Genomic DNA, 23,486 nt, shown 5'->3' with positions numbered 1-23,486 from the left:
GGAGTATATAAAATGACCTTTTTTAAAAAATTAAAAGATAAAATTACCCAGCAAACCGATTCTGTTTCAGGAAAATTTAAAGATGGTTTATCAAAAACTCGCGGTAACTTTTCCGGGAAGATCAATGAAATGGTCGCTCGTTATCGTAAAGTAGATGAAGATTTCTTTGAAGAACTAGAAGAAATTCTTATCGGAGCAGATGTCGGTTTTGAAACAGTAATGGAATTAGTCGATACACTTCGCCGTGAAGTACAATTAAGAAATATTAGCGACCCAAAAGATGTACAAGAAGTTATTGTTGAAAAACTAGTTGATATTTACCAAGGCGACGAAAAAGAAGACGAAACTTTGCATATTGAAGAAAATGGTCTAACTGTTATCTTATTTGTTGGTGTTAATGGCGTTGGTAAAACAACCTCTATCGGAAAAATGGCACATCGTTTTAAACAAGAAGGTAAAAAAGTCATGCTTGCGGCGGGAGATACATTCCGAGCAGGTGCAATCGATCAACTAGAAGTCTGGGGCGAACGAACAGGTGTCGATGTTATTAAACAAGCTGAGGGAAGCGATCCTGCTGCTGTCATGTTTGATGCCGTTCAAGCCGCCAAAGCTAGAAAAGCAGACATCTTACTTTGTGACACAGCCGGCCGTTTGCAAAATAAAGTCAACCTGATGAACGAACTTGAAAAAGTAAAACGTGTCATTACGCGTGAAATTCCTAATGCGCCGCACGAAGTTTTACTAGTCCTTGATGCTACAACTGGCCAAAATGCCTTCGTTCAAGCAAAACAATTTAAAGAAACAACAGACGTGACAGGTATTATCTTAACAAAACTCGATGGGACTGCAAAAGGTGGTATCGTCATAGCCATCCGTAACGAACTCGATATTCCAGTAAAATTCGTCGGACTCGGGGAACAAATGGACGATCTGCAAGCCTTTGATGCAAATGAATATGTGTATGGCTTATTTGCTGATATGGTTGATAACGAAAAATAATCAGAGAAAGCCGAATGATGCTCGTCATTCCGGCTTTTTTCTCTTTTATTTAACCTTCCTTGACATTCCCGTGATTTCCCCGTATCCTTTAAAAGGAGAGAGGTGAAATGCCTTGTTTGAGAAGACAAACCGTATGAATTTATTATTTGATTTTTACCAAGAATTACTAACAACAAAACAAAAATCGTATGTTTCTTTTTATTACTTGGATGATTACTCACTAGGCGAAATTGCCGAAGAATTTGAAGTGAGTAGACAAGCTATTTATGATAATATTAAAAGAACAGAAGAAAGCCTAGAGAAATACGAAGAAAAACTAGGGATGTTAAGAAAATATCAACAACGAGAAAAACTCTTTGATCAATTAGAAGCACAATTAACCAAGAAGAATTTTCTGGACGAGCAAGTGAAAGATACGCTCGAACAGCTTAAAAATATCGATTAGGAGGCCAGAATCATGGCATTTGAAGGACTAGCTGGAAGACTCCAAGAAACAATGAACAAAATTCGCGGTAAAGGGAAAGTAAATGAAGCTGACGTAAAAGAAATGATGCGTGAAGTTCGTCTTGCTTTACTAGAAGCCGATGTTAACTTTAAAGTCGTTAAACAATTCATTAAAACAGTAAGCGAACGTGCTGTTGGCGCGGACGTAATGAAAAGCCTAACACCCGGTCAACAAGTAATTAAAATCGTTCAAGAAGAATTAACAAGCCTCATGGGCGGCGAAGAAAGTAAAGTCGGAACAGCTGATCGCCCGCCAACCGTTATTATGATGGTAGGTTTACAAGGAGCTGGTAAAACAACCACTTCAGGAAAACTAGCTAATTTATTACGCAAAAAATATAATCGTAAACCTTTACTAGTCGCAGCAGATATTTATCGACCTGCAGCAATCAAACAATTAGAAACACTTGGCAAACAATTAGATATGCCAGTATTTTCTCTAGGTGATCAAGTAAGCCCAGTAGAAATCGCGAAACAAGCTATCGCTAAAGCAAAAGAAGAACATTTAGATTATGTCATTATCGATACAGCTGGTCGTCTTCATATCGACGAAACACTGATGGACGAATTAAAACAAGTAAAAGAAATCGCTTCGCCAACTGAAATTTTACTCGTAGTTGACTCAATGACGGGACAAGACGCAGTAAATGTGGCCCAAAGCTTCAACGAACAATTAGAAATTACCGGCGTTGTATTAACAAAATTAGACGGTGATACACGTGGTGGGGCAGCACTTTCCATCCGTTCAGTCACAGGAAAACCAATCAAATTCGTTGCTACCGGTGAAAAAATGGAAGCAATCGAAACGTTCCATCCCGATCGTATGGCTTCAAGAATTCTCGGCATGGGTGATGTACTTTCTCTTATTGAAAAAGCACAAACTGATGTAGATGCAGAAAAAATGAAAGCTATGGAACAAAAAATGAAAGACAACAGCATGACCTTAGATGACTTCTTGGACCAATTGCAACAAGTAAAACAAATGGGACCACTAGATGAACTACTAAAAATGATGCCAGGGGCAAACAAAATGAAAGGCCTCGACAACATGCAGGTAGATGATAAACAACTTGGTCATATCGAAGCGATAATTAAATCCATGACCAAAAACGAAAAAGATAATCCGGACATCATCAATGCGAGCAGAAGAAAAAGAATTGCTCGTGGTAGCGGACGCCCAATTCAAGAAATCAATCGCCTCCTAAAACAATTTGCTGAAATGAAAAAAATGATGAAGCAAATGACTGGTGGAGGAAAAGGTAAAAAAGGTAAAAATCCATTCGGCAATTTCAAAATGCCATTTTAATTCAAAAAGCTAAAACCCTAATGCGGTTTTGGCTTTTTTCATACCTTAACATCCTGCAAATCATTTCTTTACAAACCCTTTATTCAACCAATAAAATCCATTGTTATAATTACAATTAAGCTTACAAAAGGAGGAGAAAGAATGAGAAATTGGGTAAAAGTAACAGGAGCAGGTGTATTAAGCGCAACATTATTACTAGGGGGATGTGGAACTCAGTCAGAAGAAAAAGCAGAAGCGAATGTTAAAACCGAAAAAACACTCCAACCAGGTAGTCAAATAAAACTACAAGGGGCAGTAAACGTTCGTGACTTAGGTGGTTACAAAACAACAGATGGTTTAACAATCAAACCACATAAATTAATCAGAAGCGCCGAACTTGCCACTTTAAGTGATTCAGATAAAAAGAAACTCGTAAATACATATGACCTTTCGCATATAGTTGATTTTAGGACAAATACCGAAGTGAAAGCCAAACCAGATCCAGAACTTACGGGAGTCGATTATACACATGATTCTGTGATGAAAGATAACGGAGCATCCACGAGCACGCAAGATTTAACCGCCAGTCTAGCTAAAATGGATAATCCCGAAACCTTTCTAATTAATGCTAATAAAAGCTTTGTCACAGATGAAACTTCTATTCAAGCCTACAAAGATTTTTTTGAGATACTACTAGCGAATCAAGATGGCTCAGTTCTTTGGCATTGTACAGCCGGAAAAGACCGAGCTGGATTTGGAACTGCTTTAGTCCTCTCGGCACTAGGTGTAGATAAAAACACTGTAATAGACGATTACATGTTATCCAATAAATACCGTGCTAGTGAAAATGAAAAAGCAATCCAAGCAGTCGCAGCTAAAACAGATAATAAAAAAGTTATCGACGGGATGACAGCTGTAATGGAAGTTCGTGAATCTTATATCAATGCCGCTTTCGATGAAATTGATGCTAAATATGGTTCGATGGATAACTTTTTAAAAGAAAAACTCGGACTAACTGATGATAAAAAAGAGCAACTAAAAAAAGCATATCTTTACTAAAAAAAATGGCCCTTTCAAAGAGGGCTATTTTTTTTGCGTACAAATAGATTTAAAGTGAGGAACCATTTTAAAAATATTTGTATACAATTTAAAGACAATTCATGTAAAGTTGAATTTAGTAGATATATTTACCTACTAAAGACCAGTGCTAAAGTTTAAATATAAGCCTTAAATGCGCATATTTGTATAACTTTTAGACTAATGATATTGAATTGAAGTATTTTTTCTTTCTAGTACTTTTTACTTTAATTTTTAAAAATATACTATATAGTAAAGTTATCTAACGGGTTATAACATTAAATGAAAGGTTCACTTAGATACATAAAAAGAAAGGAGGGGCATTTTGCTGAAATGATTTTAATCTGATATTGGATAAAGGTTCAGGGGATACTTAATAGTTAGCTTATTAGTAAACAATAATTAAATACCTTTATTCTGTTTTCAGTTATTTTTCAAAATCAAAACTTATTGATTTTTAAGGGGGAAAAATGATGAAAAAACAGCGTGTGGATTACAAAAGGAAACTTGACCAAAAGCGAGCGCAAAAAGCAAAATTAATTGCTGCTCTAATTACAACAACAACAATGATGGTAGCACCTGTCACAGTGAATTATGATTCTTTTAATCACAAATTTGCCCTCAGTGGTATTCAAGCGGATGCAGCAACGATTGATCTACTTGGGAATTCAAGCTTGAATACACAATATGCGAATGGGAAATTAGTGATTACTCTATCAGGGAACCAATTAGTTAGTGCGAGTGCTGTGTCTACGTATTATCCGTATTTTGAACTGCCTAGCGAATTAACTTCTATTTTGAGTAATCCAAATATAAAAGCAAATACAAAAATTGATTATAAAATTGCTTATTTAGGAATTGGGAATATTGGGTTATTTAATCAAGGAACAGTTAATGGTAGTTCAAATAATTTCTTCATTGATACTAGTAGAAATGCAATTGGGGCAAGAGTAAATCATTTACTGGGAGTTGGCGTTAGTAGTGTATCTACTTTTACGCTAACAATTGATTTACTAGCGCTCGGTGTTACGGCTCTTCCTAGTGCAAATGATGGAAAATTGGATTTCGCAGCTAGAACTGGCGATGGACTATTGGATGTTGATTTGCTGAATAGTAACGCAGCTCGTGGATTTATTACGACGGATGTTGGGGATGCAGATGCCGACGCTGATGCGGATGCGGATGCGGACGCTGATGCGGATGCAGATGCCGACGCTGATGCGGATGCAGATGCCGACGCTGATGCCGACGCTGATGCTGATGCGGATGCGGATGCGGACGCTGATGCTGACGCCGATGCAGATGCCGATGCGGACGCTGATGCGGATGCAGATGCCGACGCTGATGCGGATGCGGATGCTGACGCCGACGCTGATGCTGACGCCGACGCTGATGCTGACGCCGATGCCGACGCTGATGCGGACGCTGATGCGGATGCGGATGCTGACGCTGATGCCGATGCGGATGCCGACGCTGATGCGGATGCCGACGCTGATGCGGATGCCGATGCAGATGCCGATGCGGATGCCGATGCCGATGCGGATGCCGACGCTGATGCGGATGCGGATGCTGACGCCGATGCCGATGCGGATGCCGACGCTGATGCGGATGCCGACGCCGATGCCGATGCGGATGCCGATGCCGATGCGGATGCGGATGCCGATGCGGATGCCGACGCTGATGCGGATGCCGATGCCGACGCTGATGCGGATGCTGACGCTGATGCCGATGCGGATGCCGATGCCGACGCTGATGCCGACGCCGATGCCGACGCCGATGCCGACGCTGATGCCGATGCGGATGCTGATGCTGACGCCGATGCGGATGCCGATGCGGATGCTGATGCTGACGCCGATGCGGATGCCGATGCTGATGCGGATGCTGATGCTGACGCCGATGCTGATGCGGATGCTGATGCTGACGCCGATGCTGATGCGGATGCCGACGCTGATGCCGACGCTGATGCCGATGCGGATGCTGACGCTGATGCGGATGCCGACGCTGATGCGGATGCCGACGCTGATGCGGATGCCGATGCTGATGCGGATGCTGACGCCGATGCTGATGCGGATGCGGATGCTGATGCGGATGCTGACGCCGATGCTGATGCGGATGCCGATGCGGATGCTGACGCCGATGCGGATGCGGATGCCGACGCTGATGCGGATGCGGATGCCGACGCTGATGCGGATGCCGACGCTGATGCGGATGCCGACGCCGACGCTGATGCTGATGCGGATGCTGACGCCGATGCGGATGCGGATGCCGACGCTGATGCGGATGCCGACGCTGATGCGGATGCCGATGCGGATGCGGATGCGGATGCCGATGCGGATGCGGATGCCGACGCTGATGCGGATGCCGATGCAGATGCCGACGCTGATGCCGACGTAGATATCGACTGGAGAGATTTCCTAGTTGAAAAACCAACTGTCAATCCAATTTATGAAGGAACTAAAACTATTACAGGTTCTTCTATCTATAAAAACCTTAATATGAATACCCTATTAAAATCATTACAAAGAGATGCTCCAGCCGGAACAGTTTTCTATATTAATTTAACGCTTCCGGATGGCACAGTCATTGGCAATGTATTAATTAATTCAGATGGAACCTATACAATAAATATTCCTAATTATAATTTGAAAGCTGGAGATGTTATCCACCTTCAAGTAACTGCTAAATATGGTGACGAAGTAAAAACAAGTGATGATGTAGCAGTAACAGTTCAACCATTAGTTGATTCGGATGCTGACGCCGACGCAGATGCCGATGCTGACGCCGATGCAGATGCCGATGCTGACGCCGATGCAGATGCTGACGCTGATTCAGATGGAGGAGGCACTAACTCTTCTAATAACGGTGGAACTACTGGAACAGCAAATGGAGGTACGGGCGTAACCGTTTCTAATATGAGTACAAACGGCTCCGGAACAATGCTTTCCTCAGGCTACAGTGCTGATGGAACTACAAGTATTTCCGCAAGCGACCTTCCATCCACAGGGGATACTAGTAGCAGTCTTCCTTGGGTAGGGCTTGGACTCTTCTCATTAGCTGGTGCGTTCTTACTACGTCTTTTCCGTAAATAAAGCCACAAAACATCGATTCCCTGCTGCTAAGTAAGTTTAAGCAGCAGGGAAATTATAAAAAGGAGTGGTACATATGCCTTGGAGAGGTGTACTTGATGAACTTGAAAATAAAATTATTGATCAATTAACAGAAGCAGAAGAGCACGCCACTTACAACGGGAAATGGCATGGTTTTCTAACAATAGGTTATAAAAATAAACGAGCGACAGTAATCAACTTTAGCTATCTTTGTTTAGCAAATTTAATTAATGAAATGAAAAAAAGTGCATTGAAAAATCAAACCGAAGAAGCAATTTCATTTAAAATGGATATTGCGGTGAATTATCAACTCGAAAACTTAGGCGAATGGAATAGAAAAGCCTTAAAAACAAAGAAAAATTATTATAGACGAGGCATTGCCTTAAATGAAAATTTTAAAATAGCTTTAATGGAACAGGAAATTAATGCGAACGCTATCCTTTTACCTGGAGATGAAGGACTAGCTATCAACGTTGAAAATATGAATAGATATTTAATTCAAGCCAATAAAAATCAAGCCCAATTAAACTTAACCATCGATTCTAGTGTTGTCACTTTCGAAACAGTAGGGTGGTTTTTTGATGGAAAGAACATTCATGAATTAGAAACAGCTAGTTTAGACCACGGACGTAGGAAAGTAGAATATTTGACGCCAGAAATTATTTCTACATTAGTTGAAAATGCTGGAGAATATTTGGCGCATCAAGTAAACACAACTGGGGAATTTAACTATGGTTGGTTTGCTTGTTTTGACAAAAAAATCAAACATTATAATAGTTTGCGCCATGCCAGTACTACTTATTCCATGTTAGAAGCATATGAATTAACGGGAAATAAAGCTATTTTAGAAGCCACAACAAAGGCTTTAACATACCTTGAAAAACACTTTATTTATGAAAAAGACGACATGGCCTTTCTTATCGAACCAGAACTTCGTGAAGTTAAATTAGGTGGTTCAGCCGCGACTCTACTAGCTTTAACTAAATATATGCATATTACTGGCACTAAAACGTACTTACCTCTTTGCCGAAAAATAGCAAATGCAATTCTCTCATTACAAGACGAAAATGGAAAGTTCACACATGTGTTAGAATATCCATCATTAGAAGTAAAAGATATTTTTCGAATTATTTATTATGATGGGGAAGCTGTCTTTGGCCTACTTCGCTTATATGAAATTGACCGCGATTCCAAATGGTTAGACGCAGCAGCTAAATCTTTTAATCACTTTATACAAGATAAATACTGGCAAAATCACGATCACTGGTTAAGCTACTGCGCCAATGAAATTACCAAATATATCAAAGACGAAGCTTACTATGAATTCGGACTGCAAAATGCCTTTGACAACTTACCATTTATTTACGAGCGCGAAACCACTTTTCCAACATTTTTAGAGCTTACCGTCGCTACAAAAGAAATGACACTGCGGATGGAAGCGGAAGGCCATCAAGCATTATTAACATCTTATTCGCTGGAAAATCTTGAAAAAACAATTACAAAACGCGCACTTTATCAATTAAATGGTTACTTTTATCCAGAGCTTGCGATGTACTACAAAAATCCAGCCAGAATAGAAGGTAGTTTCTTCATTCGTCACCAGTCTTTCCGCGTGAGAATTGATGATGTTGAGCATAATATTTCCGGATATGTGAGATATTATCAACTATTAAAACAAGGAAAACTAAGCACTGAAGCCGAAAGTGTCCGCTGAAAAGAAAAAAATATCCTCTGTAAAGAAAAAACACTTTACAAACAAATCCTTTACTGGTAATATATATACTTGTGTAAGACTTTATGGAGGTGTAATTAAACTATGGCAGTTAAAATTCGTTTAAAACGTATGGGTTCTAAAAAGAAACCTTTCTACCGTATTGTAGTCGCTGATTCTCGTTTCCCACGTGATGGCCGTTCAATCGAAACTATTGGTACTTATAATCCATTACTTGATCCGGTTGAAGTGAAAATCGACGAAGAAGCAACTTTGAAATGGATGCATAATGGTGCGAAACCATCTGATACAGTTCGCAATCTTCTTAGCCGCGAAGGTATCATGGAAAAATTCCATAACCAAAAATTAGGTAAATAAGGAGGTCTCGGCGCGAATGGAAGAACTCATTCTCTCAATCGTGAAACCCCTTGTTGACCACCCGGAAGACGTTGTTATCACGCCAGAAGAAACGGATACTTCGTTAACCTACAAATTGTCTGTCAGTAAAGAAGACATGGGACGCGTGATTGGTAAGCAAGGTCGTATTGCAAAAGCGATTCGTACTCTTGTCTATGCAGTTGGCTCCAAAAACGATAAGAAGATTCGTCTTGAAATTATCGAATAACAAAAACTCGTCAAATTGGCGAGTTTTTTTATAACTTTTTTTAATAATCATCAGAGAAGCAATTACCTCACTAAATGTTGTAAAATAAAATAGAAATGGAGGAATTGTTATGAAGCCAGTTATTGGAATTACAGGAAATAGATTAGTAAAAGGAGTGGACGTGTTTTACGGACACCGTGTAACCTATACACAACAGCGATATGTAGATGCTATTCAGAAAGTTGGCGGATTTCCTATCGCGTTACCAATAGATGACCCGTCTACTGCCGTTCAAGCAATTTCTCTCGTAGATGGTTTACTTTTAACCGGTGGACAAGATATTACACCGCAATTATATTTAGAAGAACCGTCCCAAGAAATCGGGGCATATTTTCCACCGCGCGATAGCTATGAAATCGCCTTAGTCCGAGCAGCTTTGGACGCTGGAAAACCTATTTTTGCGATTTGCCGCGGAATGCAACTTGTCAATGTTGCACTAGGTGGCACGCTGTATCAGGATATTAGCCAAGTTGAAACGAAAGCACTCCAACATCTGCAACGTGTCGATGAGCAACTCGGCTCCCATACAATCGATATTGAACCTACAAGCGAACTCGCAAAACACCACCCAAATAAAAAACTAGTTAACTCACTCCATCACCAATTTATCAAAAAATTAGCACCGAGTTTTAAAGTAACGGCTCGGACTGCCGACGGGATGATTGAAGCAGTGGAGGGTGACAATTTACCAAGCTGGTATTTAGGTGTTCAGTGGCACCCGGAATTAATGTTCCAAACAGATCCAGAAAGTGAACAATTATTCCAAGCTTTAGTAGATGAATCCAAAAAAACTATGGTAAAATAAGGACATAATCGCTAGTGGAGGTGTCCTGTGGAAATCATCCAAAAAGTTGTCGTCAAACAAATTCTGACAGAAACAAGTAAACAAGAATTAATCGAGTATTATACCGAACAAAAACGACAAATTGAACAAGAATGCGATCAGTTGCATTTTGAACAAAAGAAAATGGAACGAAAAAGCAAATTTCAACCAGAACGAGTGGCTGACTATTTCACACATGAACTTGAAGTGCGCCGAGAAAAGAAAAAATTAATCCAGTTTCAAATGGAGCAATTAGAAGTACTTGAACTTGGTAGTGAAATTCGCGAACGAGAAATGGAAACAATCATTGATGTACAAGTAGGAGACAAGTGGGATAAATCCATTTTCGATAAAACAATCGTTGTGAGAGATGGAATCATAGTAGAAATACGCTAGAGGTGACTTATGGAGAAAATGTATAATGTAGGAAAAATTGTTAATACGCATGGCTTAATCGGTGAAATTCGTGTTATCGCGACGACCGATTTTCCAGAAGAACGGTTCCAAGTTGGGAATACCGTGTACTTATTTGAAAAAAACAGCAAAAAGCCTGAAAAACTAATTATTCGTTCACACCGCAAACACAAAAACTTTGATTTGCTTATGTTTGAAGGACTTACCGGCATTCATCAAGTAGAGCGTATGAAAGAAGGCGTTCTTAAAATCAAAGAAGCGCAACTAACCGATTTAGAAGAAAATGAATTTTATTTCCATGAAATCATTGGTTGCACAGTTGTGACGACTGACGGAGAAGAGCTTGGCGAAATCACAGAAATTCTAACACCAGGCGCAAATGATGTATGGGTTGTAAAAGGCGCAGACAAAAAAGAAAAACTCATCCCTTATATTGCTGATGTAGTTAAAGATATTAATACTAACGATAAAAAAATTACCATTGAAGTAATGGAAGGGCTGCTAGATTAATGAAAATCGACATTCTATCCATTTTTCCAGATATGTTTTCGGGAGTGACTGGGAGTTCCATTATTAAAAAAGCAATCGAAAATGAGCGGGTCGCGGTTGAAGTAACTGATTTCAGGGAATATGCAGAAGGAAAGCATCAGGTTGTCGATGATTATCCATATGGTGGTGGGGCAGGGATGCTCCTTAAAGCCCAACCAATCTTTGATGCCGTTCAAGCGGTCAAAGATAAACAACCAGAAACAAAGCCAAGAGTTATTTTAATGGATCCAGCCGGTAAACGCTTCGACCAAAAAATGGCAGAAGAATTTGCAGAAGAAGAACATCTTGTTTTCATTTGTGGTCACTACGAAGGATACGATGAGCGAATTCGCGAACACCTTGTTACAGATGAAGTTTCGATAGGGGATTATATTTTAACAGGTGGCGAAATTGGTGCAATGATTGTGATGGACAGCGTTATTCGTCTTTTACCAGGTGTACTTGGAAATAAAGATTCAGCTGTGACGGATTCTTTCTCCACCGGTTTGCTTGAACATCCACACTACACACGACCAGCCGATTTTCGCGGAATGAAAGTACCTGATATTTTACTCAGCGGAAACCATGCTTGGATAGAAGAGTGGCGCGATAAAGAATCACTCAAAAGAACTTACGAACGCCGACCAGATTTACTTAAAAACTATCCCTTAACAGACAAGCAAAAAACTTGGCTCAAAGAATGGTCTGACAGTAAATAAAAAAGGACGTGATTTTAAATGGCAATCTTCGGAACTCCAGATGAAAAAGAAGCTAAAAAATCCGAACGACAAAAAGAACGAGAAGCCTATGTGCAAGAAGAAAATGACCAAAAGCGAATAGGTCAAAGATGGCAGGATATTCAGGTCTCAACAGGACCCATAAATGTTAATCATGATATTCTAACCGTTGTTTTCGCCAAAAGTGTTCGCCCAAGAATTAAAAGCGATCCAGAAGCGTACTTAGAAACAGTAGGCTTTGAAAATTTACTACAGGAATTGCAAAAGAAAGCTTTAGATGCAGGCGGAAATGGCTTAATTCATTGTTCATTCACTGAGCAATTCGTCGACGGGCTTGTATATCAACTGGCATATGGAACAGCCGTGAACATTAAAATTACGAGATTCTAAAAAAAGACTAGAAAGCCGGGTAACTGGTTTTCTAGTCTTTTTTATTTGTTAGTTGTGTTTTTGCACGCTGAATGATGCTTAATAAATCAAAATCACTCATGGATTTAACAGGTCCGTGACCACAAGCGATTTCAGTCACATCAACCAGCTGCAACTTTTCCGCAGAAAGAATACTCGTTTCTAAGTCCCAAGATCCCATCGCAGGAAAAGGAAACAAAATCCGTTTCTCCCCACAAATAGCTGCACCACCACGAGTTTGAAATAAATCACCAACGAATAAATGCCCATTACGCTCATCAAAAAAAGAAATCGAGCCAGGTGTATGTCCGGGTGTATCCATAATTAATAATGAACCTACCATATCACCATCTTTTAATAGTTGATCAATTTTTACTGGAAATTGATCAGGATAACTACCCTTTAACGGTTTTTGAGCTTCAAAAGCATAAATCTCTTTTGTTTCTACCAGCAATTTTTCCCTGCTTCCAACCATCAAAAGGGCTTCTGGAAAAGCTTCTTTAAGTGCAACTAAACCGCCAATATGGTCCCCATGCCCATGTGTCAACAAAATTCGTTTTAAAGGTAATTTCAGTTTAGTAATAAGTGAAATTATTCCTTTTGCATGAGATAAAATCCCTGTATCAATTAAAGTTAAACCATCTTTCTCCAAAACTAAGTAACAATTTACCGGAAAAAGGTGCGGCAATGTTGTTATTTGCCAATATTGATGTTTCGCAGTAACTTTCATTCCAAAACCTTCTTTCTACATTACTTTTTTAATAAAAAATGTAAATCTTTTTTAGCTGCTCGAGCAATTTTTTTATCATAGTATTCATTTGATTTTCTAATGGAAAGATCAAGTCGGTCAATTGAAGTCGTCTTAACAGAAAGGACGCCACTCATCCAAAGTGGATAGCGGAGGGCGGTAAGGGCAGGACGAGCGAACAGCCGATGTTGTAACTCCATCCCGCCAATCGTATAAATTAAGCGCGCTCGTTTTTTTCGCCAAGGACCTGTCAGTAAATATTTTTTATCTTTAAAACTATAACTCTCGCCGCGCCAAAACAAATGATCAATTACACCTTTTAGTACAGCTGGAACATTAAACCACCAAACGGGATAAGCAAATAGCAGCAAATCAGCCGAACTGGTATCTTGTTTTAAGTTGGTCATTTCGGTAGTTTGTTCAGTTCTGTAGCCCTCAGGTAAATTTGGATCAAAAGCCAATTCGCGAATATCATACGTTTTTATCTCGATTGCTGAGTGTCCTTGAAAAAAAGTTAAATACTTATGAAACAGTTCTCTTGATGTTCCTTTTTCTCGCGGGTCACCCATTATTGCTACAACTTTTGCCATTAAAATCCGTCCTTCCTGATGTCAGTGAAAATATGTTCCACAAAGGTATTTACATCTTTTTGGACAGTCGAATAGTCTTGTACATCATCGATTTGAGGTAATTCTTCTAAAAGAGCGGCGATTTTCGTATAGTGTGCAATAGTTTGTTTAATCTCTGCTGCTTTAAGGGCAAGCAATTCTTTCGACGCCGTATTACACGCAACAGATGGCTCACTTCTTAACCATTCCATCATTAATTTTATTTCGGCAAGGGAGAATCTGGCATACTTCATCACCAAAATAAACTTTAATTCTAGTAAATGTTGTGCGTTATAAACACGATACCCGTTTTCCAGCCGATTAGGTACTATTATCTTATTTTTTTCATAATATCGTAGTGTGTCCGCCCGAATTCCAACGCAAGCAGCCATTTCTTTTACTGTCCATTGTTCCATGTTCGACACCTCCATTTGATATACTTAAGGTAACATTAGACCATACTCCAAGGTCAAGTTTTTTTATTAAAGAAAAAGTAAGAAAAAAACTTTACAGCGAATCTAGTTTATGGTAACCTAAATAAGGTGACTGGAGAGACCAGTCTGATAACGATATTCCGCTTCATTATTAATATGAATGAATGTTTGTTGGAAGGAGAGAAAAACATGAACAAACTGATTGATGAAATCACAAAAAGTCAACTAAACCCAGATGTTCCAAGTTTCCGTCCGGGTGATACTGTACGTGTACATGCGAAAGTAGTCGAAGGTACTCGCGAACGTATCCAATTATTCGAAGGCGTTGTAATCAAACGTCGCGGAGCTGGAATCAGCGAAACTTTCACTGTTCGTAAAATTTCTAACGGTGTTGGTGTGGAACGTACTTTCCCAGTACATACTCCACGTATCGCGAAATTAGAAGTTATCCGTCGTGGTAAAGTACGTCGTGCGAAACTTTACTACCTACGTAACCTACGTGGTAAAGCGGCTCGTATTAAAGAAATTCGTTAATCATTTAACGGCTGAAACCCTTGAGAAATCAAGGGTTTTTGTTTTACTAATTATTAGACAAACAACCGAAAGAATATTAACTACAGATTAGGAGAACTATTATGCTTAGATTTTCTGGATTAGTAATAACAATCGCTTTAATTATATATATTGTCTTTTTCTTATGGAGATGGTTGAAAAGGCACGACACAAAAAAAACAATTTTCTTCAAGACTTGTTTTTATGTGTATACGTGTGGAGTAATCAAGTTTACGATGTTTCCTATTATGCTAGATTCTTTTCTAATTGAGGATACAAAAAAATATGCAACTGGTTCCTATATGAATTTAATACCATTTAATTCCATAGGCGAAATGTTTATGGAAGGGAGAGAATATGCTAGTTTCCAAATAGTCGCAAATTTTATTATGTTTGTTCCCCTCGGAATACTTTTACCATTATGTTTTCCAAAATTAACATGGAAAAGTGTTTTCGCTATAAGTTTTATAGCAACCGTTGGGATTGAATTTGCCCAGTTATTACAAGACCTTATTTATCAAGCGCCTTTTAAATTTGTAGACATTGATGATGTAATATTGAACTTTTCTGGCGGGATTTTCGGCTACATAGTTTATGTTATAATTCGACCTTTATTAAGAAAAATGAATTTATGCCCAATTGTAGAAAAAAACAGCTAGTATATAATCCTAGCTGTTTTTTTCGATTTATTTACTGAAGGTTATAAGATTTTTCGATTAGTGTCACTGGTTCTCCTTGGCTGTTTCTAAGTGCGATATTTTCTTTTCCCCACTGACACATTGTATCAACTATAGCATTTAAAGTAAGCCCGTAAGCAGTTATACTATACTCGACTTTAGGTGGAAGCTCATTATAAACCGTACGATCAATAATCCCATCTCTCTCTAATTCCCTTAGTTGCTGAACTAGAACCTTCTGTGATATTTTCGGAATACATCTTTGCAGCTCCCCAGTCCGCTTAGTCCCTTGAGCAAGAAAACAAATAATCAAGGGTTTCCATTTTCCACCCATAATATCGAGTGTAGCTTCTACACCTAAATTATAAACTTTCATTTGTTTTCCTCCTCCGATTTAGATACTTGCAAATAATACCACTTATAGACACTTACTTACAAGTAACTAAGCCACTTTCGAGTGTGTATTTACTTTCTTTCAAAACTAAATTACGATAAATAATAACGATAGAATAAAGGAGTAATCGAATGAAAACATTAGTTATTATCGCACATCCGAATATCGAAAATTCACGCGTAAATAGAGTATGGAAAGAAGCTCTTTTAAAAAGTACAGAAGAGTTGGCAATTCATGAATTATATGAAGTTTATCCTAACTGGGATATTGATGTAGCCTTTGAACAACAACAATTGCAAAACTACGATAAAGTCATTATCCAATTTCCATTTTATTGGTACAGCTACCCGCCGTTATTAAAAAAATGGTTCGATGATGTCTTTTCGTATGGCTGGGCTTACGGCTCAAAAGGGGACAAGATGGCTGGGAAAAAGCTTGCTCTTGCAGTTTCAATTGGCGATAAAAAATATAATTATAAAGAAGATGCACCAATTGGCTATTCACTCGATACATTACTCACACCATTTCGAGCAACAATAAACCACATTCGAGCTGACTATAGAGGGGCTCACACGATATATGGCAGCTCCTTTGAAGTCACATATGAAGAAATAGTAGAAAATGCGTATGTGTATGCAAACCAATTTTTAACATGCTTGGAGTAAAAGATACTTTGTGATGGCTACTACCAAAAAAAGCTATTCTCCTTTAATCCTCAGAGAATAGCTTTTTTTATTAATATATCTAGAAAAGATTACTTACTTAAATTTTTAATCGCATAATCAGCTTCTTCAGCAGTGAATTTTTCACCTGCAGAAGATGTTAATTGATCGCGAATAGCTTCAGGAGCCATAGCCATTGATTTTTGGTAATCTTCAGCTTTTGCGAGTGCATTTGCATTGTAGTCAGCTTTTAAGTTATCTACAGCATATTTTCCAGCTTCTGCGGAAAATTTTTCACCAGCTTCTGATGTTAATTGGTCGTAAATACCAGCTTTAGACATCTTCATCATAGAAGAATATTGCTCCGCTTTTTTTAGAGCAGATTTATATTCTGAAGGAACACTATCTTCTTTTTTCTTCTCTTCAGCTTTCTTTTCTTCAGCAGCTTTTTCTTCTTTTTTCTTAGCTTCATCTTTTGCTTTATCTTTTGTTTCTACTGCTTCGGTGTTCTTCTTATCATCTGCTGCAGTGTCATTTCCACCCATTGCAGAACCAATCGCTCCCAACGCGATTACGACAATCAACCAGAACCACCATTTTTTGTAAATTGCTTTCTTTTGTTTCCCTTTTTCCATTTTTCTATCTCCCTTTTTTTATATCTATATAATCGCTGATGCGTTTATACCCCTTTGTACTTTGGAAAGGTTTACAAATTTATATGTACTTACATAAGAAGACAAAACAAAATAGCCACTAAACAACGAATTTTTCACATTATGGCGGGCTATTGTAATAAATATTTGGTTATATCCCAAGTCTATAATAATCTTAAATCTATGTCAATATCATAATCTAGCTTATAAAGCTGTTTCGAGATTTTTTTTTAAGTTCTTGTAATTCGCCTTGACACTAAAAACCCCATATGATATAGTAAGTAAGGTTATTAAACAAGAAAGAAGAAGCAACCCGCTTCTCGCCTCGTTAACACGAACGTTTTCAGGCAAAAAATTCAAACTTTCGTCGCGTAACTTACGCGATTTTGAATGTGCGGGATTGCTGAAAAGCAGCCCGTTTTTTTATGGCCTCTGAACGAACGAGTTAGCAGGCCGCAGATTTGAACAGCTATTTTCTATCTTGTTGTAACAAAATTAAGTGGAGGTGGCTCACCATTAGCAAAGACATGTTGGTAAACGATGGGATTCGTGCACGTGAAGTAAGATTGATCGACCAAGACGGTGAACAATTAGGCGTGAAGAGTAAAATCGATGCGCTTCAAATTGCTGAAAAGGCTAATCTTGATCTAGTGCTTGTTGCTCCAACAGCGAAACCGCCAGTAGCTCGTATCATGGACTACGGTAAATTCCGTTTTGAACAACAGAAGAAAGATAAAGAAGCCCGTAAGAACCAAAAAGTCATCGTAATGAAGGAAGTTCGTTTAAGTCCAACAATTGACGAACATGATTTTGATACGAAGCTACGTAATGCACGTAAATTCCTTGAAAAAGGCGATAAAGTAAAATGCTCTATCCGTTTTAAAGGTCGTGCCATTACACACAAAGAAATCGGTCAGAAGGTGCTTGACCGTTTTGCAAAAGCGTGCGAAGACCTTTGTACAATTGAGCAAAGACCAAAAATGGACGGACGTTCCATGTTCTTAGTCCTAGCACCACTTCATGAAAAGTAAAGTTTTGAGGAGGAAATATTCATGCCAAAAATGAAAACCCACCGCGGTTCCGCTAAACGTTTCAAGAGAACAGGATCTGGAAAATTAAAACGCAGACACGGTTTCACAAGCCATATGTTCGCTAACAAATCCCAAAAACAAAAACGTAAATTGCGTAAATCAGCAATGGTATCAGCTGGCGACTTCAAACGTATTCGTCAAATGGTCGCTAAAATGAAATAAGAGAAACAACATTTTTGTAAATTCTAGGAGGTAGACAATATGCCACGCGTAAAAGGCGGAACAGTAACACGCAAACGTCGTAAAAAGATAGTTAAATTAGCCAAAGGGTATTACGGCTCTAAACATTTATTATTCAAAGTAGCTAACCAAGCGGTAATGAAATCTTACCAATATGCTTATAGAGATCGTCGTCAAAAGAAACGTGATTTCCGTAGATTATGGATCGCACGTATCAATGCGGCAGCTCGTATGCAAGATCTTTCTTACAGCAAATTAATGCACGGCTTAAAATTAGCTGGTATTGATATTAACCGTAAAATGCTTGCAGACTTAGCAGTAAATGATATTGCTTCATTTAACACACTTGCTGATTCAGCAAAAAAAGCATTAGCTAAATAATTCAAAAATCCTCACTCTTTGGAGTGAGGATTTTTTTATGTTATAAATTAAGTTCTAGCTCAACTGGACAATGATCCGAACCAAGCACATCCGCATGAATTTTCGCATCCACTAACTTATCTTTCAATCGTTCTGAAACAACAAAATAATCAATCCGCCAACCAGTATTCCTAGCACGCGCGTTCATTCGGTATGACCACCAAGAATAAGCGTCGGTCAAATCAGGATAAAAATAACGGAAACTATCAATAAAACCAGCGTCTAAAAACGCAGAAAATTTTGCGCGTTCCTCATCCGAGAATCCCGCATTTTTGCGATTTGTCTTCGGATTTTTCAAATCAATTTCTTCGTGCGCAACATTCAAATCACCACAAAGGACAACCGGCTTCGTTTTATCCAAGTTTTTGACATATTCCAAAATCGCATCCTCAAACGTCATACGATAATCTAATCGTTTTAACTCAGCTTGCGAATTTGGTGTATAAACCGTTACCATATAAAAATCTTCAAATTCAAGCGTGATTACGCGACCTTCAGTATCATGTTCCGGGACACCTAAACCATATTGCACCGATAATGGCTCAACTTTTGTAAAAATGGCAGTACCTGAATAACCTTTTTTTACGGCATAATTCCAATAATCTTTATACGCAGGTAAATCAAGTTCAATTTGACCTTCTTGTAATTTTGTTTCTTGTAAGCAAAATATATCAGCATCAACTTCTTCAAAATACTCCAAAAAACCTTTTTTCACAGCTGCACGAAGCCCGTTTACATTCCAAGAAATTAATTTCATCCAAAAACCTCCCATCTCTAATAGAACTATTATAACGTAAGTAACATGCTATAATGTAGTTAAACGATTGGGAGGGACTAGAATGGAAAAATACGTTGCTTTACTAAGAGCCGTAAATGTCGCAGGGAAAAATAAAGTGAACATGAAAAATTTAAAAGCAGCCTTACAAGAAGAGGGATTCCAAAATGTAACAACCTATATCCAAAGCGGCAACCTCGTTCTAAGTTCTAATTTACAGACAGAAACCGAAGTAGCAGCAAAAATAACAGAAGTAATTATAGCGAGCTTCAATCTATCCATTGACGTATTCGTTTTTTCAGAACAAAACTACAAAACAATCATCAAAAACAACCCGTTCCCACCAGAAATAATTGGTGAAGAAGAACGTTGGATGATTGCTTTTTACAATGAAAATATTGATATTCCTAAACAAAAAAATACTCAAGCCGAAGTAATTGCAATCGACCGAGCGCTATATATCCACGTTTTCTCGAATCAAATCCATCAGTTAAAATTGCCTGTTTTCCTCGGAGAATATAAAAAAACACTAACGACAACGCGAAACTGGCGAACAACCGCTAAATTACTAACACTACTCGACAGTCAGGAATAGAATTTTTTGAAAATCAAGTTTATAATGAAAAAGAATCAATCTGAGGGAGTGATAGAAATGAAAGAAGAACTATTAAAACGATTTACAAAATATGTAAAAGTAGATACACAGTCAAATGAAGAAAGCACAGTTTGTCCAACAACACCAGGACAAATGGAACTAGCGAACATTCTCGTTACAGAACTAAAAGAAATCGGCATGCAAGAAGTAACAGTAGACGAATTCGGTTATGTAATGGCAACTCTTCCTTCTAATACAACGAAAGAAGTACCAGTTATCGGATTTTTAGCTCATTTAGACACTGCCACTGACTTAACTGGAAAAAATGTAAACCCACAAGTGCATGAAAACTATGATGGTAAAGACATCGTTCTAAATAAAGACCTAAATGTCGTACTGTCACCTAAACAATTTCCAGAACTAGCTAATTACAAAGGAAAAACGCTTATTACAACAGACGGAACAACATTGCTTGGCGCGGATGATAAAGCAGGAATTACAGAAATTATGGTGGCAATGAATTATTTAATCAATCACCCCGAAATCAAGCATGGTAAAATTCGCGTAGCTTTTACACCCGATGAAGAAATCGGCCGAGGACCAGAGCGTTTTGACGTAGAAGCATTTGGTGCCAAATATGCCTACACAATGGACGGTGGGCCACTTGGCGAACTAGAATATGAAAGCTTTAATGCAGCTGGTGCGAAACTTACTTTTAACGGAAATAGTGTGCATCCAGGAACAGCCAAAAATAAAATGATTAACGCTGTCAAAATGGCAATGGAATTCGATGCCGAGATTCCAAAAGAAGAAGCCCCTGAATATACAGATGGCTATGAAGGCTTTTATCATTTAATCTCATTAAACGGTGATGTGGAACAAGCAAAATCTTACTATATCATTCGCGATTTTGATCATCTGAAATTTGTAGAAAGAAAAACTCATATCGCAAGTATTGCTGAAAAACTAGCAGAAAAATATGGGGAAGGTTCAGTCGAATTAAAACTGAATGATCAATATTACAATATGCGCGAAAAAATCGAACCAGTAAAAGAAATTGTAGATATAGTAAGCGCGGCAATGAGAAATCTAGATATAGAACCAAAAATAAGCCCAATTCGCGGTGGGACAGACGGAGCTCAACTTTCATACAAAGGACTACCAACGCCAAACATCTTTGGCGGCGGCGAAAATTTCCACGGTAAGTTTGAATACGTCGCGTTAGAAAGCATGGTGAAAGCAACCGAAGTAATCATTGAAGTAGCGCGTTTATTTGAAGAAAAAGAATAATTTAAAAAGGGAGTCTAACGTAAGTTAGACTCCCTTTTTTATACGTTCATTTACTTTAGCTGCAAACACTTTTGCTTCTCCATTTGCAACGAGAAATGTATATTTTTCGCTATTTTTAAGATGTAATATCAATTTTTTTGTCATCGAGATAATACTTACTTTTTGCTCTAATAGCTCTATGTCTTCATATGCGAATTTCTTAAGTAAGTAAACATCTTCATTTTCTAAGTAAAAAATAAAAACATCTTCATTTGAAATCCAAAGTCCTGTTAGATCCATTAATTCGCCTTCCACTACATAAGAAAACGAACCATAAATCAGGCTAGTATCCATACCAAGAAGCTCACGTGCGCCTGCTTTTGCAATCATTGTTTCATACAAAATGTTTCGCCCCTTTTACATACGCGTTATTCGTAACCTTACTATACCACTTACTTCGGATAAACCGCAATCGCACCATCTTTAATACGAATTAACTCGACAGGCTTTTGATAAAACGCTTGAAGCACTTCCTCTGTCAAAAGTTTTTCTGTTTTCCCGTGATGAGTTATTTCCCCGTCACGGAGTAAAATGATATTATCAAAGCAGGGGAGAATTTCTTCTGTATGATGCGTGACAAAAAGCATTGTCGGCGAATCAGGACGTTCTGCAATTTTTTTAATCCGTTCTAATAAACGACTTTTCGCAAATAAATCAAGTCCGTTACAAGGTTCATCTAAAATCAGTAACTTAGGATTTGCCATCAAAGCACGAGCAATTAAAACAATTTGTCGTTCTCCTTGAGATAAGATTTTATAAGCTTTACCAATAAGCGAGGCCCCACCACAATCAGTCAGCAGTTTTTTCGCTTGGTTTACCTCAACATCTGTCACTTTCGCATACATTCCAATACTTGCAAACTTACCACTAAGCACAATTTGCTCACTTAGCTCGTAATCTTTCAGCTGATGATCTAAAGCATTACTCACCCAACCAATTGATTTACGTAATTCAGGTAAAGAAGTCTGTCCAAAAACATGCCCAAGCACTTGAAGCTTTCCACTACTAGGCCAAAGATACCCATTTAGAAGTTGTAGCAAAGTAGTTTTCCCAGAGCCATTTAGCCCAAGAATAGCCCAGTTTTCCTTTTCATTAACGGTCCAATTAATATCCGATAAGATAGTTTTATTTTCACGCTTTAAATAAACATGTTCAAATGCAAACATCGAATACCCCATTTCCATTTTCTACTATTGTACATGAAAAATAACATAAAAAGGAGTTAAAAAAATGAATAAAGAAGAAATTATTCTTTCAGCAAAGAATTGGATGCACTCTCATTTTGAAAATGAAACGACCGGTCATGACTGGTCTCATATAAAAAGAGTATGGAAATTAAGTAAAGAAATCCAATCAAAAGAAGGTGGCGACCTGTTCACTATAGAGTTAGCCGCTTTATTCCACGATTACTCAGATATTAAACTAACAACCGACGAACAGGAAGCAACTAAAACACTAATCAATTGGATGGAAACCAAAGAAATACCATCAGAACTAATCAAAAAAATTATCCGAATCATCCAATCAGTTTCATTTAAAAAAGGAAAAAATACGATTAAAGCATTAACAATAGAAGAAAAAATAGTTCAAGACGCAGATCGCTTAGATGCCATCGGAGCAATCGGCATAGCAAGAACCTTCACTTATGGCGGCGCTCATAATCGAGAAATAGCTAACCAGGACAATCCAAAAAACACCACATTACAACACTTTTACGACAAACTTCTCCTTATAAAAGATCAATTAAACACTGAAACAGCCAAAACTATGGCAAAAGAAAAACAAAAAATTATGCAGGATTTTATACAAGCATTAGAAAAAGAATTAAAAGTATAATTAAAAACACTTGTATTTATAGAAAAGGTATTATATAATAATAAAGCTGAATTGATACGAAATAATTCATCAAAAACTATTTAAAAATTAGTTGTTGACGCGATATAAACTTTATGGTAAGATTTAAAAGTTGCGTTAACAAAGCAACTGACCTTTGAAAACTGAACAAAGAAGAAGACGAAAAGCAATGAGACGTAAAGTCTCACTGGTAATCGCAGGGCAGAAAACAGAAAGCTGTTTTCAACAAAAACAAACTAGTAATTTAATTGCTAGCG

30 protein-coding genes and 1 other annotated feature are annotated in these 23,486 nt (G+C 38.2%); of the genes, 22 read left to right on the top strand and 8 right to left on the bottom strand.

The window, feature by feature from the left end; translation table 11 throughout:
* Positions 1–12: 12 nt before the first annotated feature.
* From ftsY to AC4PG8_RS07190, 13 genes are all read left to right on the top strand, one after another.
* Positions 13–999, top strand: a complete 987-nt coding sequence (ftsY, locus tag AC4PG8_RS07250; protein WP_003769286.1) for a signal recognition particle-docking protein FtsY — start codon at positions 13–15, stop codon at positions 997–999.
* Between the two features lie 112 nt (positions 1,000–1,111).
* On the top strand, positions 1,112–1,444 hold the full coding sequence (locus AC4PG8_RS07245) for a putative DNA-binding protein (RefSeq protein ID WP_003762903.1): 333 nt from the start codon (positions 1,112–1,114) through the stop codon (positions 1,442–1,444).
* A gap of 12 nt (positions 1,445–1,456) precedes the next feature.
* Positions 1,457–2,809: a signal recognition particle protein gene (ffh, locus tag AC4PG8_RS07240; RefSeq protein WP_492170218.1), complete on the top strand. Its 1,353-nt coding sequence runs from the start codon at positions 1,457–1,459 to the stop codon at positions 2,807–2,809.
* Between the two features lie 141 nt (positions 2,810–2,950).
* The gene (gene lipA / locus AC4PG8_RS07235) at positions 2,951–3,847 is read left to right on the top strand and encodes a tyrosine/lipid phosphatase LipA (RefSeq protein WP_003761507.1); all 897 of its coding nucleotides are present in this window, start codon (positions 2,951–2,953) and stop codon (positions 3,845–3,847) included.
* Between the two features lie 491 nt (positions 3,848–4,338).
* A complete protein-coding gene (locus tag AC4PG8_RS07230; protein WP_492170217.1) occupies positions 4,339–6,954 on the top strand; it encodes an Lmo1799 family Asp-Ala repeat surface protein in 2,616 nt (871 codons plus the stop codon).
* A gap of 73 nt (positions 6,955–7,027) precedes the next feature.
* A complete protein-coding gene (locus AC4PG8_RS07225) occupies positions 7,028–8,686 on the top strand; it encodes a glycoside hydrolase family protein (protein WP_492170216.1) in 1,659 nt (552 codons plus the stop codon).
* 102 nt (positions 8,687–8,788) lie between these two features.
* On the top strand, positions 8,789–9,061 hold the full coding sequence (gene rpsP / locus AC4PG8_RS07220) for a 30S ribosomal protein S16 (protein ID WP_003767413.1): 273 nt from the start codon (positions 8,789–8,791) through the stop codon (positions 9,059–9,061).
* Between the two features lie 16 nt (positions 9,062–9,077).
* Entirely contained in the window at positions 9,078–9,308 is a 231-nt protein-coding gene (locus AC4PG8_RS07215; RefSeq protein ID WP_003728421.1) for a KH domain-containing protein, read from the top strand.
* A gap of 109 nt (positions 9,309–9,417) precedes the next feature.
* A complete protein-coding gene (locus AC4PG8_RS07210) occupies positions 9,418–10,152 on the top strand; it encodes a gamma-glutamyl-gamma-aminobutyrate hydrolase family protein (protein ID WP_003762892.1) in 735 nt (244 codons plus the stop codon).
* 27 nt (positions 10,153–10,179) lie between these two features.
* Entirely contained in the window at positions 10,180–10,566 is a 387-nt protein-coding gene (locus AC4PG8_RS07205) for a YlqD family protein (RefSeq protein WP_003762889.1), read from the top strand.
* A gap of 9 nt (positions 10,567–10,575) precedes the next feature.
* A complete protein-coding gene (gene rimM, locus AC4PG8_RS07200; RefSeq protein ID WP_003772415.1) occupies positions 10,576–11,094 on the top strand; it encodes a ribosome maturation factor RimM in 519 nt (172 codons plus the stop codon).
* A complete protein-coding gene (trmD, locus tag AC4PG8_RS07195) occupies positions 11,094–11,831 on the top strand; it encodes a tRNA (guanosine(37)-N1)-methyltransferase TrmD (RefSeq protein WP_003762885.1) in 738 nt (245 codons plus the stop codon). The genes rimM and trmD overlap by 1 nt, the downstream gene beginning before the upstream one ends.
* An 18-nt stretch (positions 11,832–11,849) precedes the next feature.
* Positions 11,850–12,239, top strand: a complete 390-nt coding sequence (locus AC4PG8_RS07190; protein WP_003762883.1) for a hypothetical protein — start codon at positions 11,850–11,852, stop codon at positions 12,237–12,239.
* A gap of 31 nt (positions 12,240–12,270) precedes the next feature.
* Here AC4PG8_RS07190 and AC4PG8_RS07185 read toward each other — a convergent pair whose 3' ends face one another.
* Genes AC4PG8_RS07185 through AC4PG8_RS07175 form a run of 3 tightly spaced genes read right to left on the bottom strand, consistent with a single transcriptional unit; the run spans position 12,271 to position 14,029 of the window.
* On the bottom strand, positions 12,271–12,987 hold the full coding sequence (locus tag AC4PG8_RS07185; RefSeq protein ID WP_492170215.1) for an MBL fold metallo-hydrolase: 717 nt from the start codon (positions 12,985–12,987) through the stop codon (positions 12,271–12,273).
* 20 nt (positions 12,988–13,007) lie between these two features.
* Positions 13,008–13,595 carry an NAD(P)H-dependent oxidoreductase gene (locus AC4PG8_RS07180; protein ID WP_492170214.1) on the bottom strand — a complete coding sequence of 196 codons (588 nt, stop codon included), beginning with the start codon at positions 13,593–13,595 and terminating at the stop codon, positions 13,008–13,010.
* Complete coding sequence (locus tag AC4PG8_RS07175; protein WP_010991014.1) at positions 13,595–14,029, bottom strand: MerR family transcriptional regulator; 435 nt, start codon at positions 14,027–14,029, stop codon at positions 13,595–13,597. The genes AC4PG8_RS07180 and AC4PG8_RS07175 overlap by 1 nt, the downstream gene beginning before the upstream one ends.
* 207 nt (positions 14,030–14,236) lie before the next feature.
* Between AC4PG8_RS07175 and rplS the strand changes: the two genes are divergently transcribed.
* Positions 14,237–14,581, top strand: coding sequence for a 50S ribosomal protein L19 (rplS, locus tag AC4PG8_RS07170; protein ID WP_003762876.1), 345 nt, complete (start codon positions 14,237–14,239; stop codon positions 14,579–14,581).
* Positions 14,582–14,682: 101 nt separating this feature from the next.
* Positions 14,683–15,258, top strand: coding sequence for a VanZ family protein (locus AC4PG8_RS07165; RefSeq protein ID WP_070753651.1), 576 nt, complete (start codon positions 14,683–14,685; stop codon positions 15,256–15,258).
* A 31-nt stretch (positions 15,259–15,289) separates the two neighbouring features.
* On the opposite strand, the gene AC4PG8_RS07160 is transcribed toward AC4PG8_RS07165, so the two are convergent.
* Positions 15,290–15,652: a winged helix-turn-helix transcriptional regulator gene (locus AC4PG8_RS07160; RefSeq protein WP_003772428.1), complete on the bottom strand. Its 363-nt coding sequence runs from the start codon at positions 15,650–15,652 to the stop codon at positions 15,290–15,292.
* Positions 15,653–15,801: 149 nt separating this feature from the next.
* Between AC4PG8_RS07160 and AC4PG8_RS07155 the strand changes: the two genes are divergently transcribed.
* Complete coding sequence (locus AC4PG8_RS07155) at positions 15,802–16,335, top strand: NAD(P)H-dependent oxidoreductase (RefSeq protein WP_185540635.1); 534 nt, start codon at positions 15,802–15,804, stop codon at positions 16,333–16,335.
* 89 nt (positions 16,336–16,424) lie between these two features.
* Here the strand turns inward: AC4PG8_RS07155 and AC4PG8_RS07150 are convergent, their stop codons facing one another.
* Entirely contained in the window at positions 16,425–16,967 is a 543-nt protein-coding gene (locus AC4PG8_RS07150; protein WP_045554006.1) for an Ltp family lipoprotein, read from the bottom strand.
* A 312-nt stretch (positions 16,968–17,279) separates the two neighbouring features.
* Positions 17,280–17,418, top strand: a sequence feature (ribosomal protein L20 leader region).
* An 82-nt stretch (positions 17,419–17,500) separates the two neighbouring features.
* Here AC4PG8_RS07150 and infC point away from each other — a divergent pair.
* Genes infC through rplT form a run of 3 tightly spaced genes read left to right on the top strand, consistent with a single transcriptional unit; the run spans position 17,501 to position 18,637 of the window.
* On the top strand, positions 17,501–18,016 hold the full coding sequence (infC, locus tag AC4PG8_RS07145; protein WP_010958948.1) for a translation initiation factor IF-3: 516 nt from the start codon (positions 17,501–17,503) through the stop codon (positions 18,014–18,016).
* Positions 18,017–18,037: 21 nt separating this feature from the next.
* The gene (rpmI, locus tag AC4PG8_RS07140; RefSeq protein ID WP_003720098.1) at positions 18,038–18,238 is read left to right on the top strand and encodes a 50S ribosomal protein L35; all 201 of its coding nucleotides are present in this window, start codon (positions 18,038–18,040) and stop codon (positions 18,236–18,238) included.
* Positions 18,239–18,277: 39 nt separating this feature from the next.
* On the top strand, positions 18,278–18,637 hold the full coding sequence (rplT, locus tag AC4PG8_RS07135; protein ID WP_003720097.1) for a 50S ribosomal protein L20: 360 nt from the start codon (positions 18,278–18,280) through the stop codon (positions 18,635–18,637).
* A 40-nt stretch (positions 18,638–18,677) separates the two neighbouring features.
* Here the strand turns inward: rplT and AC4PG8_RS07130 are convergent, their stop codons facing one another.
* Positions 18,678–19,433, bottom strand: coding sequence for an exodeoxyribonuclease III (locus AC4PG8_RS07130; RefSeq protein ID WP_003767395.1), 756 nt, complete (start codon positions 19,431–19,433; stop codon positions 18,678–18,680).
* Between the two features lie 82 nt (positions 19,434–19,515).
* Here AC4PG8_RS07130 and AC4PG8_RS07125 point away from each other — a divergent pair, with 82 nt between their 5' ends.
* A complete protein-coding gene (locus tag AC4PG8_RS07125) occupies positions 19,516–20,046 on the top strand; it encodes a DUF1697 domain-containing protein (protein WP_045553289.1) in 531 nt (176 codons plus the stop codon).
* A gap of 57 nt (positions 20,047–20,103) precedes the next feature.
* Complete coding sequence (gene pepT, locus AC4PG8_RS07120) at positions 20,104–21,336, top strand: peptidase T (protein WP_010991009.1); 1,233 nt, start codon at positions 20,104–20,106, stop codon at positions 21,334–21,336.
* Positions 21,337–21,360: 24 nt separating this feature from the next.
* On the opposite strand, the gene AC4PG8_RS07115 is transcribed toward pepT, so the two are convergent.
* Together AC4PG8_RS07115 and AC4PG8_RS07110 are read right to left on the bottom strand one after the other, a co-directional pair.
* A complete protein-coding gene (locus tag AC4PG8_RS07115) occupies positions 21,361–21,717 on the bottom strand; it encodes a hypothetical protein (RefSeq protein ID WP_492170213.1) in 357 nt (118 codons plus the stop codon).
* A 50-nt stretch (positions 21,718–21,767) separates the two neighbouring features.
* The gene (locus AC4PG8_RS07110; RefSeq protein ID WP_003762863.1) at positions 21,768–22,541 is read right to left on the bottom strand and encodes an ABC transporter ATP-binding protein; all 774 of its coding nucleotides are present in this window, start codon (positions 22,539–22,541) and stop codon (positions 21,768–21,770) included.
* Between the two features lie 64 nt (positions 22,542–22,605).
* Between AC4PG8_RS07110 and AC4PG8_RS07105 the strand changes: the two genes are divergently transcribed.
* Positions 22,606–23,211 carry an HD domain-containing protein gene (locus tag AC4PG8_RS07105; protein WP_185540631.1) on the top strand — a complete coding sequence of 202 codons (606 nt, stop codon included), beginning with the start codon at positions 22,606–22,608 and terminating at the stop codon, positions 23,209–23,211.
* The last annotated feature ends 275 nt before the right edge of the window (positions 23,212–23,486 follow it).

Source organism: Listeria sp. MAN/IMW/UF555 (genome assembly GCF_058684075.1).
Note: the sequence above shows the minus strand (reverse complement) of the source record. Positions and strands in the feature narration are given on the sequence as shown.

What these genes read in the sequence shown, in the direction of transcription:
- ftsY (WP_003769286.1), top strand. Translation starts at nt 13, where the DNA reads ATGACCTTTTTTAAAAAATTAAAAGATAAAATTACCCAGCAAACCGAT.
- ffh (WP_492170218.1), top strand. Translation starts at nt 1,457, where the DNA reads ATGGCATTTGAAGGACTAGCTGGAAGACTCCAAGAAACAATGAACAAA.
- lipA (WP_003761507.1), top strand. Translation starts at nt 2,951, where the DNA reads ATGAGAAATTGGGTAAAAGTAACAGGAGCAGGTGTATTAAGCGCAACA.
- AC4PG8_RS07230 (WP_492170217.1), top strand. Translation starts at nt 4,339, where the DNA reads ATGAAAAAACAGCGTGTGGATTACAAAAGGAAACTTGACCAAAAGCGA.
- AC4PG8_RS07225 (WP_492170216.1), top strand. Translation starts at nt 7,028, where the DNA reads ATGCCTTGGAGAGGTGTACTTGATGAACTTGAAAATAAAATTATTGAT.
- rpsP (WP_003767413.1), top strand. Translation starts at nt 8,789, where the DNA reads ATGGCAGTTAAAATTCGTTTAAAACGTATGGGTTCTAAAAAGAAACCT.
- AC4PG8_RS07215 (WP_003728421.1), top strand. Translation starts at nt 9,078, where the DNA reads ATGGAAGAACTCATTCTCTCAATCGTGAAACCCCTTGTTGACCACCCG.
- AC4PG8_RS07210 (WP_003762892.1), top strand. Translation starts at nt 9,418, where the DNA reads ATGAAGCCAGTTATTGGAATTACAGGAAATAGATTAGTAAAAGGAGTG.
- rimM (WP_003772415.1), top strand. Translation starts at nt 10,576, where the DNA reads ATGGAGAAAATGTATAATGTAGGAAAAATTGTTAATACGCATGGCTTA.
- trmD (WP_003762885.1), top strand. Translation starts at nt 11,094, where the DNA reads ATGAAAATCGACATTCTATCCATTTTTCCAGATATGTTTTCGGGAGTG.
- AC4PG8_RS07190 (WP_003762883.1), top strand. Translation starts at nt 11,850, where the DNA reads ATGGCAATCTTCGGAACTCCAGATGAAAAAGAAGCTAAAAAATCCGAA.
- AC4PG8_RS07185 (WP_492170215.1), bottom strand. Translation starts at nt 12,987, where the DNA reads ATGAAAGTTACTGCGAAACATCAATATTGGCAAATAACAACATTGCCG.
- AC4PG8_RS07180 (WP_492170214.1), bottom strand. Translation starts at nt 13,595, where the DNA reads ATGGCAAAAGTTGTAGCAATAATGGGTGACCCGCGAGAAAAAGGAACA.
- AC4PG8_RS07175 (WP_010991014.1), bottom strand. Translation starts at nt 14,029, where the DNA reads ATGGAACAATGGACAGTAAAAGAAATGGCTGCTTGCGTTGGAATTCGG.
- rplS (WP_003762876.1), top strand. Translation starts at nt 14,237, where the DNA reads ATGAACAAACTGATTGATGAAATCACAAAAAGTCAACTAAACCCAGAT.
- AC4PG8_RS07165 (WP_070753651.1), top strand. Translation starts at nt 14,683, where the DNA reads ATGCTTAGATTTTCTGGATTAGTAATAACAATCGCTTTAATTATATAT.
- AC4PG8_RS07160 (WP_003772428.1), bottom strand. Translation starts at nt 15,652, where the DNA reads ATGAAAGTTTATAATTTAGGTGTAGAAGCTACACTCGATATTATGGGT.
- AC4PG8_RS07155 (WP_185540635.1), top strand. Translation starts at nt 15,802, where the DNA reads ATGAAAACATTAGTTATTATCGCACATCCGAATATCGAAAATTCACGC.
- AC4PG8_RS07150 (WP_045554006.1), bottom strand. Translation starts at nt 16,967, where the DNA reads ATGGAAAAAGGGAAACAAAAGAAAGCAATTTACAAAAAATGGTGGTTC.
- rpmI (WP_003720098.1), top strand. Translation starts at nt 18,038, where the DNA reads ATGCCAAAAATGAAAACCCACCGCGGTTCCGCTAAACGTTTCAAGAGA.
- rplT (WP_003720097.1), top strand. Translation starts at nt 18,278, where the DNA reads ATGCCACGCGTAAAAGGCGGAACAGTAACACGCAAACGTCGTAAAAAG.
- AC4PG8_RS07130 (WP_003767395.1), bottom strand. Translation starts at nt 19,433, where the DNA reads ATGAAATTAATTTCTTGGAATGTAAACGGGCTTCGTGCAGCTGTGAAA.
- AC4PG8_RS07125 (WP_045553289.1), top strand. Translation starts at nt 19,516, where the DNA reads ATGGAAAAATACGTTGCTTTACTAAGAGCCGTAAATGTCGCAGGGAAA.
- pepT (WP_010991009.1), top strand. Translation starts at nt 20,104, where the DNA reads ATGAAAGAAGAACTATTAAAACGATTTACAAAATATGTAAAAGTAGAT.
- AC4PG8_RS07110 (WP_003762863.1), bottom strand. Translation starts at nt 22,541, where the DNA reads ATGTTTGCATTTGAACATGTTTATTTAAAGCGTGAAAATAAAACTATC.
- AC4PG8_RS07105 (WP_185540631.1), top strand. Translation starts at nt 22,606, where the DNA reads ATGAATAAAGAAGAAATTATTCTTTCAGCAAAGAATTGGATGCACTCT.